Raw genomic sequence first — 13,924 nt, forward strand, 5'->3', positions numbered from 1 at the left:
TGGATAGCCAAGGTCAAGCGCAAGCGCCTATTCGGCTGGCGCAGGCGCGTATTTTGACAGGATCGTTTCGTTGCCGGGTTCGGGGTGGCGCGGGATCAGCAGCGACAATGCCAGAGACACCAGAGCCATCGCAGCCGCCAGACCAAACACCGCGCCGGGCGAAATCACCCACAGCAATCCAAGCAAGGCAGGCAGGAACACCGCTGCGATATGATTTATGGTAAAGGCCACAGCAGCGGTCGGCGCGATATCCGCCGGGTCCGCGATTTTCTGGAAATAGGTCTTCAGGGCCAGCGCCAACGCGAACAGCACGTGATCAATTACGTAAAGGATCGCCGCCAGCAGCACGCCCCAGCCGAACCAGTAGATCCCCCCATAAGCCGCGAACACGATGGCCAGCCCGGTGTATTCGAAGATCAATGTGCGGCGTTCGCCAAAGACAGCCACAGCTTTGCCAAGCATGGGGGCGGCTGCCATATTGATCATAAGGTTGATCAGGTAAAGGCTGGTCAGTTCATGCACCTCGAACCCGAATTTCTCGACCATCATGAAGCCTGCAAAGACGACAAATATCTGCCGCCGGGCACCTGCCATGAACTGCAACGCGTAGTACAGCCAATAGCGGCGACGCAGCACCAGCTTCTTGGTTTGAGGCGTCGGGGCTTCAAATTGTGGATAGGCGAACAGACAAAACAATGCCAGCAGCGCCGTAAATCCACCGGCAGCCATGAAAACGGTGTTATAAGACAGGTCGAACCGATCCCAGGTCAGCACGATCAGGCCATAGACCACCGCCGTCGCCGCCGAACCCATGGCCACCAGCCACCCCAGAACCTGCGGCGCCCGGTCCTTGGGCAGCCACTGCAACTGCAGCGATTGGTTCACTGTTTCGTAATAGTGAAAGCCGATCGAGCTGAACAGAGTGACAAATAGCAAGCCACCCAAGCTCGGGAACCACGCAGTTACTGCCGTTGCGACACCCAGCATCATCAGTGAGATCATCGCCAGAACCTGTTCGCGGACAAACAGGATCACTGCAATCACGCCGACAGCCAGAAAACCCGGAATCTCGCGCACCGTGTGCAGCAGACCGATATCCGCCCCGTCGAAATTCGCCACTTCGATCACGAAATTGTTTAGCAGCGCGCTCCACGCATTGAATGCGATCGGCATGGTCAGCGCCATCACGAACAAGAGCGTCACTGGACGGCGCCAGAACGGAAGGCTCTGCGCCTCAGACAAGGGCACGGGTTTCTGCATGAGACTCCTGTACGCCCATTTCCGCACTTTGGCGAGAGGCAAGAAGGCACAGTGGCTCTGCATGTATGCGGAAGTCAGTAAAAACTCTGTGGGTCGATATCCACGGTCAGCCTGATATCGCCTTTCAGGCGCAACGGCGCGATCCAGTGCGCGATGGCGTCCTGAATGGGTGCGCCTTTCGGCGCTTTGACCAGCAAACGAACCCGGTGCCGCCCGCGGATACGTGCAATCGGCGCGGGCGCGGGCCCAAAGACCTGCGCACCGATCTGGCGCAGTGGCGCGTCGTTGCGCGCCATCGCATTGCCGATGTCAAACACCGGCCCGACCTCTGGTCCGGACAGAACGATCCCGGCCATCCGGCCAAAAGGTGGAACACCGGCGGCCTGTCGCCCGGCAGCTTCGGCTTTCCAGAATCCTTCCTCATCACCGGACAGGATTGCCCGGATCACCGGGTGTTCCGGCTGAAACGTCTGCAATAGGGCCTGCCCCGGCTTGTCCGCCCGTCCCGCGCGCCCTGCAACTTGCCGCATAAGCTGGAATGTCCGTTCGGCCGCCCGAAGGTCGGCACCATGCAGGCTCAGGTCGGCGTCAATGACACCAACCAATGTCAGTTTCGGAAAATTGTGTCCCTTGGCCACCAATTGCGTTCCGATGATCAAATCTGCATCGCCTTCGGCAATCTCTTCGATTTTGGCCTTCAATGCCCGAGCCGACCCGAACAGATCGGAACTGAGCATCGCGATCTTGGCCTCGGGAAAGGTCGCTTCGGCCTCCTCGGCCAAACGCTCGATACCTGGTCCGACAGGAGCCAACTTGCCCTCGACCCCGCAGGAAGGGCACGCTTCGGGCATCGGCTTGGTCTCACCGCATTGATGGCACATCAGGCGTTTCAGAAACCGATGCTCGACCATCCGTGCATCGCAGTGATCACAAGCGATCTGCTCACCGCACGCCCGGCACAGCGTCACAGGTGCATAACCGCGCCGGTTTATGAACAGAAGTGACTGTTCACCCCGTTCGACCCGTTGTTGTACCGCCTGTCGCAGGGATGGGGAAATCCATGTTCCCGGCTGCATTTGCTCGGCCCGCATGTCGATTGGCTTCATTTCGGGCAATACCGCATCACCAAAGCGCGAGGTCAGATCGATCCGCTCATACTTGCCCGCCTCGGCATTGGCCCAGCTTTCCAGTGACGGTGTTGCGCTGGCAAGGACGACCCGAGCCCCGCAGATCGCGGCCCGCAACACGGCCATATCGCGGGCGCTGTAGTGCACGCCGTCTTCCTGTTTGTAGGACGTGTCGTGTTCCTCATCGACGACAACCAGACCCAGATTTCGGAACGGTAGGAACAACGCGGACCGCGCCCCGACAACAAGATGCGCATCCCCTTGCCCGACCATCCGCCAGACCCGGCGGCGTTCGGTCATCGTCGCCCCCGAATGCCATTCTGCCGGGCGGGCGCCAAACCTTGCTTCCACCCGGGTCAGAAATTCCGCGGTCAGTGCAATTTCGGGCAACAGAACCAGCGCCTGCCGACCCATCCGCAGGGCCTCGGCAACAGCTTCCAGATAGACCTCGGTTTTGCCCGAGCCTGTGACGCCTTTCAGCAGCGTGGTTGCATAATCCCCTGACCGCTGGCCATTCCGCAATTTCATAACTGCGGCGGCCTGATCGTCGGTCAATGCCTTGCCCGGCAAATCCGGGTCAAGATGCGGATAAGGCAAATCCCGGGGGCTGTCTTCCTCGCGCACAGCGCCCTGTTTAACAAGCCCCTTGATGACAGAGGATGTGACCCCCGCCTGCTCAGCCAATTCTTTCAGCGTGAAGGCGAGCCCACCATAATCGCGCAAAACCTCCAATACACGGGATCGCGCATCGGTCATCCGGTCCGGTTCACCGCTGCCGAGACGATAAATTTTGCGCATCGATGGCGGATCGCTCAGCCCCGGCGCGCGCGTCGCCAGCCGCAGCATCGCAGGCATCGGCGTTAGAGTGTAATCTGCCACCTTGCCCAGAAACACCCGCATTTCTTCCCGCATCGGGGCAACCTCAAGCACCCGGATCACCGATCGCGCCTTGGCCAGATCAAAGCCCCCCTGCCCCGGTCCCCAGACCACGCCCAGCACCTTGCGCGGCCCGAGTGGCACTTCGACGAACGCACCCAGAAAACACCCGCCCTCGGGCGCCTTGTAGTCCAGCGTTCGGTCCAGCGGCTGTGTGGTCAGCACCGCCACCAGCTCTCCGTGGTCGAAATACTCCTGAGTGCTCACCGCATATCCTTGGAAGGGGTTTCAGCATGGGTCTCTTTGAGGTAAAGCCATCCGCGACCAAGGCCAACCCATCAAAGGACTGCCCTCATGAAATTCTTCGTAGACACCGCCGAGATCGACGCCATCACCGAACTGAACGATCTGGGCATGGTGGACGGTGTAACCACCAACCCCTCGCTGATCCTGAAATCGGGCCGCGACATTCTGGAAGTGACCAAAGAGATCTGTGACCTGGTCGACGGCCCCGTGTCCGCCGAGGTTGTTGCCACCGAGGCCGACGACATGATCGCCGAAGGCCGCAAGCTGGCTAAGATTGCGCCGAACATCGCCGTTAAGGTTCCGCTGACCTGGGCCGGCCTAAAGGCTTGCAAGACGCTCACGGACGAAGGCCAGATGGTTAACGTGACCCTCTGCTTCTCGACCAATCAGGCGATTCTGGCCGCCAAGGCGGGCGCAACCTTCATTTCGCCCTTCATTGGTCGCCTCGATGACATCAACATGGATGGGATGGAACTGATCGCGGACATCCGTCAGGTCTATGACAACTACGGGTTCGAAACCGAAATCTTGGCTGCGTCGATCCGCACCGTGAACCACGTGACCGATAGCGCGCGCATCGGTGCCGACGTGATCACCGCGCCTCCGGCCGTGATCAAGAAGCTGGCCGATCACCCGCTGACCGACAAGGGTCTGGAAGCTTTCCTGTCTGACTGGGCCAAGACCGGTCAGAAAATCCTCTGATAGGATACGAGACCGCACGGCGCCATCAGGCGCCGTGCCCGGCCCAACCGGACATTCCTGATCTCTGATCGGGTCTGTCCGGGCGGGAGCCCCCTCGCCACAACACGCAAGGAAATCCACTTTTGCGTGCATTTTTCCCAAGGTAATTTTGGCAAGGCATGTTATAAGCCGCCAAAACAAAAAAGACCGGACGGGACATGAGCAGTAATCCGAAACTCGAGGACAATCTCCGTGCGGCGATTCTGGCTGAGCCGGATGCCGTGCTGGAAGACAAGGACCTGATGCAAGCGCTGGTGGCTGCAAATGAACAGGCGCGCGGCGAGAACATAATCGACCTGCGCGGCATTGCGATGCAGCGGCTGGAAGATCGGCTTGGACGTCTGGAAGACACGCACCGGTCGGTGATCGCAGCGGCCTATGAAAACCTCGCCGGCACAAATCAGGTCCATCGCGCCATTTTGCGCCTTCTCGAACCCACGGAATTCGAAGATTTCCTGCTGACACTGGGCAAGGACGTCGCCGAGATTCTGCGCGTGGATCAGGTTACCCTGGTTCTGGAAACAACGGCCGTGCGCGACGACCCGGCCGTCGAAAAGCTCGGCGGTGTTTTGAAGATTGTAGAACCGGGATTTATCGACGGCTACCTGACACGGGATCGAACCACACCTGCGCGCGAGATCACGCTGCGTGAAATTCACCGACCCAACCGCCAAATATATGGCGATCAGATCAATCCCTTGCAGTCCGAAGCCTGTTTGAAACTGAATCTCGGACCAGGTCGTTTGCCCGGGATGATCGTGATGGGGGCCAGGGACCCGCGTCATTTCACGCCGCAGCTTGGAACCGATCTTCTGGCCTTTTTTGCTGGCGTGTTTGAACGCTCGATGCGTCACTGGCTGTCGTGAGCCTGATCTCTCCAGCCGTACGTGATGCTCTGCAGCATTGGCTGAACAGTCTGGGGGCCTTGGCAGGGCGTTCCGAAAACACCCAGAACGCCTATCGCGGTGATGTCACCGAGTTTCTGTCGTTCATGACATTGCACCACAGCGAACGGCAAGGTTTGGCCGCGCTGGAGCGCATTACGGTGGCCGACATGCGGGCGTGGATGGCGGACCAGAGAGGCTCTGGTGTGGGTGCACGATCGCTGGCGCGCAAGCTCTCGGCCGTCAAAAGCTTTTACCGATGGCTGGCTGAACGCGAAGGGTTCGAACCCACTGCAGTCTTGTCGACCCGGGCACCGAAATTCACAAAAAAACTGCCTCGCCCACTTGCCGAGGACGCTGCCAGGGCGATGATTGACACGGTCGAAACGCAATCCACCTCGGATTGGGTTGCAGCGCGGGATGTTGCTGTTGTCACGCTGCTCTACGGATGCGGATTGCGGATTTCCGAGGCGCTGTCACTGAAAGGGGCCGATGCACCGCTGCCGGACACTTTGCGAATTCTGGGCAAGGGCGACAAGGAACGGATTGTGCCGGTCATACCGGCCGCGCGCGCGGCAGTAGACCGTTATCTGCGTCTCTGCCCACACCCGCAATCTTCCAACGCATCCCTTTTCCGTGGTGTCCGAGGCGGGCCGCTCAATCCACGGGCCATCCAAGGTGTGATGGCCAAGGCCCGGATGCAGTTGGGCCTGCCTTCGACCGCCACGCCGCACGCGATGCGGCACAGCTTTGCAACGCATCTGCTGTCCGCAGGCGGTGACCTGCGTGCGATACAGGAACTGCTGGGGCACGCCTCGCTTTCCACAACGCAAACTTATACTGCCGTGGATACGGCACGGTTGATGGAAGTCTACAACCGCGCCCATCCCAAAGCGTGATCAACGGCAAAAAACAAACAGATCGAAGACACTTGTCTGTCAACAGGCTTTTTGCTTTGCATCTGCCCCACGCATCGTACATGACAGCCGCATGACACTCAGATTCAAAGCGCTTTTCGTCCATCTTTTCACTGCAACAGGCGCCGTTTTCGCAATGCTGGCCATGCTGGCCGCGGTCGAGGGAAAATGGAGCCTGATGTATTTGTGGCTGGTTGTATCTTTCATCGTTGACGGTATCGACGGACCTCTGGCCCGCCACTATCACGTCAAGAAGAATGCGCCTGAGTTCGACGGGGTGCTGCTGGATCTGATCATCGACTACCTCACCTATGTCTTCATTCCGGCCTTTGCGTTGTTTAAATCCGGGCTGATGGACGGCTGGACCGGTTGGTTTGCCATCATCGTGATCACCTTTGCCAGCGCAATGTACTTCGCTGACACGCGCATGAAAACAAAGGATAATTCCTTTTCGGGTTTCCCTGGCTGCTGGAATATGTTCGTCGTCGTGATCTTCGCGCTCGAACCCAATTTCTGGGTCATCCTGTCGCTTGTCACGCTTTTGTCGCTGGCGATGTTTCTGCCGCTCAAATTCGTGCACCCGGTCCGGACCGAGCGTTGGCGCACGCTGACCCTGCCAATGGCCTTTGCCTGGACGTTCTTTGCAGGCTGGGCGGCCTGGGTCGACTTTCATCCCGAAAGCTGGGCGCATTGGGGCCTTGTTGTGACCAGCCTTTACCTTGTCTCCGCCGGTATTGCGCAGCAGGTTATTCCGCCGCGCAAAGCCTGATAAAGGTGGTTCGGGTCAGAGGACTTCCTGCACCTCAAACTCCGTTCCGTTATGGGTAAAAACGTCCCCCTCCTGCAGCCCGGCCATGGCCAGGTAAATGGGGCTCTGCGTTGAAATACCCATATAGGTCTTGCCGTCCACTTCGAACCGTGTGGTCGAAACACAGACGACAAACCGCCGATTGTTGAACTTGATTACAGCACCCGGGCGCACCGTGTCGGTGACGCTGAAATCCGTATTCTCGATCACGTCGATCTTGGCATGGTGGGCATGTACAGGCGCATCAAACGCCGCCGCAAGATCAGCATTCTCGCGCGAGGCCGCGATGTCGTCCTTGTCATGACCCTCGCGGTCATCCAACTGAGAATCCTTGAGGAACGCGTCATAGTGTGCCTGCGCGGTCGCCAATTCCTGTTCTTCCAGCGACATCAGGCGTTCAACGATGATCTTCTTGCGTGCGGCAGCGTCTGTTGGGCCAGTCATTCAATACAGTCCTTCGAATTCAGCATCTGACATAAGTTGAAGCCCGAAAACGCGGAATGCAACAGGAATCCCTTGCTCAGATCAACAGACCCGCCGCGCCTTCATGCCGCAACAGCGCAACCTTGGTCTCAACCCCGCCCTGTCCGGAAAAGCCGACCATCTTGCCATTTGCGCCCAGAACACGGTGGCACGGGATAATGATCGGAATGGGATTGCCACCACAGCCGCGTCCGACCGCCTGCGCCGAATACCCGAGTTCATTGGCAAGTTCGCCGTAGGTTCGCGTGTCTCCGAAAGGTATGGCGAACATCGCGTCGCAAACACGGCGCTGAAATTCGGACCCTTTTATCCGATAAGGCAGATCGAATTTTTGCAGGCGCCCTTGGTCATAGGCCCGAAGCTGCGCTGCAGCCTCGCGCTGCAACAGGGAGCCCGGGTCACCTTCGGCACCGTCCCAGGTCAGACCAACGATGGCCTCGTCTTCTTCGACAATGCCCAAGCGCCCGAAACGGGTTTCTATCGCAATTTGTCCCATAGAGAGATGCTGACAGAGGAAGCATCGATCCCGCAACCCGTTTTTTGACGATCCGTGTCGTGCAAAGATCAGATGTGCATATCGGCGCGAGGCAGTGCTTGATTGGCACTGCCTCGCATAATCGGATGGGAGTCAGCCCAGCGCCTCATCACAACGACCGCAAACGCCGGGGTTGGAATGACGATTCACATCCGGCAGGATTTTCCAACAGCGCTGGCACTTGGCGCCTTCGGCTTTTTCGAAGACCACGCCGACGCCCTCGATCTCGGGTACACGGAAGGCTTCGGCCGGGGCCGGATCACCGGTCACGGTCACACCAGACGTGATGCACAGGTCGTCAACGTCGAACGTAGCCAGAAGATCGCGCGTATCGGCATCCTCGACATGTACGATCGGCGCCGCCTCTAGGCTGGACCCGATCACCTTGTCCTGTCGCTGAACCTCCAGGGCCGCGGTCACAGCGCGGCGGACGCGGCGGATCTTGGCCATGTTGGCCTCCAGTTCTGCGTCGCGCCATTCGGCGGGCGTATCAGGGAAATCCACCAGATGAACCGAGCTGTCATCCGCCGGGAACCGCTCCAGCCAGACCTCTTCCATCGTGAAAACCAGAATCGGCGCAAGCCATGTGGTCAGGCGGTGAAACAGGATGTCCAAAACGGTACGTGCTGCGCGACGGCGCAAGCTATTGCCGTCGCAATACAGCGCATCCTTGCGGACGTCGAAATAGAAGGATGACAGATCAACTGTCGCAAAGGTGAAGACCACGCTGAACACGCCTTGGAAATCGAACGCTGCATAGCCCTTGCGCACCTGCTCATCCAGATCGGCCAGACGGCTCAGCACCCAGCGTTCCAGACGCGGCATATCCTCGGGCGCGACGCGATCCGCTTCGCTGAAGTCCGCCAGCGAACCCAGCATGAATCGCATGGTATTGCGCAGGCGGCGATAGCTGTCGGCAGTGCCTTTCAGGATTTCCGGCCCGATCCGTTGGTCGGCAGTATAGTCAGTCTGAGCCACCCACAGGCGCAGGATGTCAGCGCCATATTGCTTGACGACCTCTTCCGGCACGATGGTGTTGCCCAGCGATTTGGACATCTTGTTGCCCTTGGCGTCCAGCGTGAAGCCATGGGTCACCACATTGCGGTAGGGCGCACGGCCCTTGGTGCCGCAGGCTTGCAGCATCGACGAGTGGAACCACCCGCGATGCTGGTCGGTGCCTTCCATGTAGACGTCGGCGATGCCGTCCTCGGTGCCGTCCTCGCGGTCGCGCAGAACGAATGCGTGGGTCGAACCGGAATCGAACCACACGTCCAGCACGTCGAACACCTGATCGAAGTCATCCGGGTTTGCGATTCCGTCGAGGATCTTTTCTTTGAACCCATCCGTGTACCAGACATCTGCGCCGTCCTTCTCGAACGCTGCCTTGATGCGGGCGTTCAGGTCTGCATTGCGCAACAGGTAATCCGCGTCGGTTGGCAAAGCCCCCTTTTTGGTGAAGCAGGTCAGCGGAACACCCCACGCACGTTGACGGGACAGAACCCAGTCCGGGCGCGCTTCGATCATGGAATACAGGCGGTTGCGGCCGGTCTGCGGTGTCCATTTCACCAGCTCATCGATGGAGCGCAGAGCCCGTTCACGGATGGTGTCACCCATTTGGCCCATACCATCATCCAGCTTGCGGTCGACCGATGCAAACCACTGCGGCGTGTTGCGATAGATGATCGGAGCTTTCGAGCGCCACGAATGCGGATAGCTGTGCTTGATCTTGCCGCGCGCCAGCAGGCCACCGACCTCTACCAGCTTGTCGATGACGGCTTTGTTTGCGTCACCCTCTCCGCCCTTGCGGGACAGGATGTATTTTCCGCCAAAGAACGGCAGATCGGCGCGGAACGAGCCGTCATCCATCACGTTGTAAGTGATGACCTGTTCCAGCATGCCCAGATCGCGGTAAAGTTCGAATTCCTCCATACCGTGCGACGGCGCACAGTGGACGAAGCCAGTCCCTTCGGTATCGGTAACGAAGTCGGCAGCCCGGAAGTCGCGGATGTCGTCCCATTCGCCATGGCCACCCTCAGCCCCGGCCAACGGGTGGGTCAGTTGGACGCCCGCCAGCTCATCTTCGGTCACGTCACGAACACGGGCCCATTGGTCGTCGTTCAGACGCGCACGGCCCAGAACGTCGGCCGCCAGATTGTCCGCCAACAGGAACTTGTCACCCACGGCGGCCCAGCACTCGTCCGGCGTGTCGGTGACTTCGTACAGACCGTAAGAGATGTCCTTGCCAAACACGACCGCCTTGTTCGACGGCATAGTCCATGGAGTCGTTGTCCAGATCACGACAAAAGCGTCATCCAGATCGCCCGCATTTACGACCTTGAACTTCACCCAGATAGTGAAGCTTTCCTTGTCGTGATACTCGACTTCAGCCTCGGCCAGAGCGGTTTTCTCGATGGGCGACCACATCACAGGCTTCGAGCCCTGATAGAGCGTACCGTTCATCAGGAACTTCATGAACTCGTCAGCGATCACCGCCTCGGCGTGATAGTCCATGGTGATGTAGGGATCGGGCCAGTTGCCGGTGATGCCAAGACGCTTGAATTCGTCGCGCTGGATGTCGATCCAGCCTTCGGCGAACTTGCGGCATTCCTGACGGAAGTCGACGATGTTCACCTCGTCCTTGTTCTTGCCCTTCTTGCGGTACTGTTCCTCGATCTTCCATTCGATCGGCAAGCCGTGGCAGTCCCAGCCCGGCACATAACGCGCGTCGAAGCCCATCATCTGATGGGACCGCACGATCATGTCTTTGATCGTCTTGTTCAGCGCGTGGCCGATATGCAAATGGCCGTTCGCATACGGAGGGCCATCGTGCAAAGTAAAGGGCGTGCGGCCCTCTTTCTCGCGCAGGCGGTCATAGACGCCGATCTTCTCCCAACGCGCCAGCCATGCAGGCTCGCGCTTGGGCAGGCCGGCGCGCATTGGGAATTCGGTTTTGGGCAGGTTCAGCGTGTCTTTGTATTCAGGTGTTTGGGTCGTGTCGGCGCACATTGGGGGCGTCCTTGGATGATCTTGACTTGTGAAGGATCGAAGCGGTCAGTGCGATATCTCAAGCACCTTTGCCCGGCGTCTCAGGTGGGTCAGAGCGCCGGGGATATAATTCGAATAATGATGGCCAGCCGGTCAAACATGGCCGCGCTTATAGGATGCCTTCGCCTAATGGTCCAGAGGTTCCGCCACCTGCGGCGAATGGCGCAGCTTGGCCCAACGGTTCAGCCACGCAAGCCCCGCCAACGCCAGTCCCAAAGCCAGCAGCGAGAATACGCGGATCAGCCCGCCCAGACCGGCGATGTCGATCAGGAACACCTTTGCCACGGCCAGTCCGATCACGGCTAGCCCTGCTTTGCGCATCAGATCGGACTGACGCGCAAGAGACTGGTAGAACAGCACGGCCCCGACCAGCAGCAAGACCATTGTGTAGGTGTATAGCTCGGGCTGTGTGACGCCGTTGGCTTCATACATGCCTTCGGCGCCCTGCCAGACGTGCCGGATCATCAACCCAAGCCATACAGTTGCCAGAACCCCGGCAATGGCGAAACTGACCTGCCGGAGCCGAACAGGCATCGCAACAATACGCCAGGCTGAAAATCCAATGGCCAGCGCGGGCAACAGGTAAGCGATTGCAAGTGTATTCACCATCGGCGGTCCCAGTACCGGATCGGCATATTGATTCAGCAGCGGGTTCTGATCGGTGAGCGCTTGGACCAGCCGGATGCCGCCATGTGCAGCAAAAAAGGCCGCCAGCGCATAACGTGCATAGTTCAGCTTACCGCCCAGCTGGAACCTCTGCACCTGAGCATACGCCAGCAGCAGCCAGATGACCGCCAGCAGCCCCAGCCCCCAGTGGCTATCCCTTGCCCCCCCTTCGCCGAACCCTTCGAGCCAACGCAAAAGCAACAAAGAAAGCAGAATGCCGCCCGTGGCCCAGGCCGCGCTTTCCAGCAACAGCGAGGCAAGCGGTCTTGTCAGAGGTTTCAACAGCCACCACGCGACCAGGAAACCTGCGGCCGCGGTCGCGTAAACCAGCGTCATCTCGTGAATTGGCGCAGTGTCGGCCCAGTCAAGACCCGGATCAAGAACTAGGCGCACAGTCACTGTGAACACGCCCGCCCAGATGAACCACGTCATCGGTGGCAGAGTGAATTTCCGGTCCAGCGCTGCGGCAACAACAATTGTTGCGGTCAGGGCAATGGTCAGCGCTGCGGAGCTCAACACTATGACGCAGGCAAAGGACAGGCAGGAGAGCGCCGAAAGTGTCGCGAGTGCCGGGCGCATCCTGTCATCGCCATCAACGCGTGCAAATCGCTCTGCCAGAACGACCATCATCGCGCCCAGCGCTATCGCGTGCAGCGCCCAGGGGTATGCTCCGATCACTGACGCCGGGCGCCAGCCGATCTCCAACGCAATCGCCAGCAGGGGGGCGAACAGGACCGCGGCCGCAGCCCAAATCGCCCGGTATTGTGTGGACCGGAAAGACCGCCATGCGGCAAGACAGCTGATCAGAGCGCCAAGAGCCACCAAAACGGTTACCACAAACGGATAATCGGCCTCGGCCGTTTCCGAGTAGGTTTCGGCAAACGTACGTTCGACAATGCCGCCATCCAATCCATGCGCCAGGACAAACCAGATCAAACCTACAGCGGGGAACAGGCTGACATCTTGCAGTGCCGGTGCTTTCTGTGCCCACAGGATCAAGGCCAACGCCAAAATTGTGAACAATGTGATCGTCAGCCAGAATTCGGCACTGGTGTCCGCCCAATGCATCGACAGGATGAAGGCACTAACGGCAACCGCGCCAAAGGCCAGCCGGGTCGGGAATTCAGGCCAAGCTTCCCCTTTTCTGCGGCGGGCGATTTCAGCGATCATTGGCCCTGAATGGTTGGGCCACACGCGTTGCACCGGGATTGCAATTGCGATCAAGGCCAGCGCCGTGGCGCACAGCAGATAAGCAGGTTCGGTCGCTGACGAGGACAGCACAAGCAACATCGAAGCCGTATACGCGCCAATCAGGGTCAGCACCGACACCCATGCCCAGCGGCGGACCGTATCGATACCCAGACCGAGAACAGCAATCACGAAGAAGTAACCGTAAAGCCAGCTGGGATCATCTGAGGAGCCGCCTACGGCAAATGGCGCTGCAAAGGCACCGATCAGTCCAACGGCGGCCAGCAAAGGCCCGTGGAACCATCCCAATACCAGCCCGACCAAGGCAATGACAACCATCCCGGCCAGAGCAGTTTCGGCGTTGATCAGGTCGTACAATTGGCGTGCGGCCAAGACACCACCGAACAAGGTCACCAGACCAGCGCCAGAAAAAACCGATGGCAGATAGGCAGTGGCAGATTCCTCGTCATCGCCGAAACGACGGCGCAGAATTTCACCCGCCGCGATCAGTGCCACGCCAAAGGCGAGCGCTGCCAGGACACGAGCGAACGGCGGGAGAAGGCCGTTTTCGACGCCATACTGGACCAGAAATATCCCCGCGAGCGCCAGTGACAGCGCGGAAACGGCGTAGAACCAGTTCTCTCGCAACCACGCGCCCAGCGCCGCAATCCTGTCCTCTCGCAGCACGATTGCCGCCGGGGGGCTTTCTGGCGCGCCCGGCATCTCATCCTGATCCTGTTGGGTTCCATCCGCGCCCTGTGACCTGTTTACTTTAGGCGCGGACCACGGAGCAGGTCGCGGCCTATCAGCTTTGGGCGTGGCAGTTTCCGGCGCAGGGGTCTCTTGCGGTTCGATTGCCTCAGGGCGTTCTGTTTCCGGTTGAGTATGACGCGCAATCTGCTGCTCCAGCAGCTCAACCCGTTTTCGCAGGCGAGACTGCCCGACCAGCAGCACAACGATCGAAATCGGGATCGCAAGCACGATCAGCCCAACGATGGCAAGCGCAAGATCCAAGCATCACCTCCGAATAAAACAGATACCAGAATATACCGACCCTGTTGCGGGCAATAGTCCGGAAATTCAAATGG

General features: G+C 59.3%; 10 protein-coding genes. 4 read left to right on the top strand and 6 right to left on the bottom strand.

Annotation, left to right across the window (positions count from 1 at the left end; genetic code table 11):
* Positions 1 to 27: 27 nt before the first annotated feature.
* The gene (locus AC2TDJ_RS07395) at positions 28 to 1,260 is read right to left on the bottom strand and encodes an MFS transporter (protein WP_480840756.1); all 1,233 of its coding nucleotides are present in this window, start codon (positions 1,258 to 1,260) and stop codon (positions 28 to 30) included.
* Between the two features lie 74 nt (positions 1,261 to 1,334).
* Positions 1,335 to 3,530 (bottom strand): primosomal protein N', encoded by a 2,196-nt coding sequence (locus AC2TDJ_RS07400; protein WP_480840758.1) that lies wholly within the window; start codon positions 3,528 to 3,530, stop codon positions 1,335 to 1,337.
* Positions 3,531 to 3,617: 87 nt separating this feature from the next.
* Here AC2TDJ_RS07400 and fsa point away from each other — a divergent pair, with 87 nt between their 5' ends.
* The 4 genes from fsa to AC2TDJ_RS07420 all read left to right on the top strand — a co-directional run bounded on the left by fsa (position 3,618) and on the right by AC2TDJ_RS07420 (position 6,880).
* Entirely contained in the window at positions 3,618 to 4,271 is a 654-nt protein-coding gene (gene fsa, locus AC2TDJ_RS07405; RefSeq protein WP_480840760.1) for a fructose-6-phosphate aldolase, read from the top strand.
* A 197-nt stretch (positions 4,272 to 4,468) separates the two neighbouring features.
* Positions 4,469 to 5,176: a DUF484 family protein gene (locus tag AC2TDJ_RS07410; protein ID WP_480840762.1), complete on the top strand. Its 708-nt coding sequence runs from the start codon at positions 4,469 to 4,471 to the stop codon at positions 5,174 to 5,176.
* Positions 5,173 to 6,093 carry a tyrosine recombinase XerC gene (locus AC2TDJ_RS07415; RefSeq protein WP_480840764.1) on the top strand — a complete coding sequence of 307 codons (921 nt, stop codon included), beginning with the start codon at positions 5,173 to 5,175 and terminating at the stop codon, positions 6,091 to 6,093. The genes AC2TDJ_RS07410 and AC2TDJ_RS07415 overlap by 4 nt, the downstream gene beginning before the upstream one ends.
* Before the next feature lie 91 nt (positions 6,094 to 6,184).
* Positions 6,185 to 6,880: a CDP-alcohol phosphatidyltransferase family protein gene (locus AC2TDJ_RS07420; RefSeq protein ID WP_480840766.1), complete on the top strand. Its 696-nt coding sequence runs from the start codon at positions 6,185 to 6,187 to the stop codon at positions 6,878 to 6,880.
* Positions 6,881 to 6,895: 15 nt separating this feature from the next.
* On the opposite strand, the gene AC2TDJ_RS07425 is transcribed toward AC2TDJ_RS07420, so the two are convergent.
* From AC2TDJ_RS07425 to AC2TDJ_RS07440, 4 genes are all read right to left on the bottom strand, one after another.
* Entirely contained in the window at positions 6,896 to 7,363 is a 468-nt protein-coding gene (locus AC2TDJ_RS07425) for a hypothetical protein (protein WP_480840768.1), read from the bottom strand.
* 76 nt (positions 7,364 to 7,439) lie between these two features.
* Positions 7,440 to 7,898: a methylated-DNA--[protein]-cysteine S-methyltransferase gene (locus tag AC2TDJ_RS07430; RefSeq protein ID WP_480840770.1), complete on the bottom strand. Its 459-nt coding sequence runs from the start codon at positions 7,896 to 7,898 to the stop codon at positions 7,440 to 7,442.
* A gap of 132 nt (positions 7,899 to 8,030) precedes the next feature.
* The gene (ileS, locus tag AC2TDJ_RS07435) at positions 8,031 to 10,943 is read right to left on the bottom strand and encodes an isoleucine--tRNA ligase (RefSeq protein WP_480840772.1); all 2,913 of its coding nucleotides are present in this window, start codon (positions 10,941 to 10,943) and stop codon (positions 8,031 to 8,033) included.
* Positions 10,944 to 11,108: 165 nt separating this feature from the next.
* A complete protein-coding gene (locus AC2TDJ_RS07440) occupies positions 11,109 to 13,850 on the bottom strand; it encodes a DUF2339 domain-containing protein (protein ID WP_480840774.1) in 2,742 nt (913 codons plus the stop codon).
* Positions 13,851 to 13,924: the final 74 nt, after the last annotated feature.

It is taken from the genome of Ruegeria sp. HKCCD6647-2, assembly GCF_057221075.1.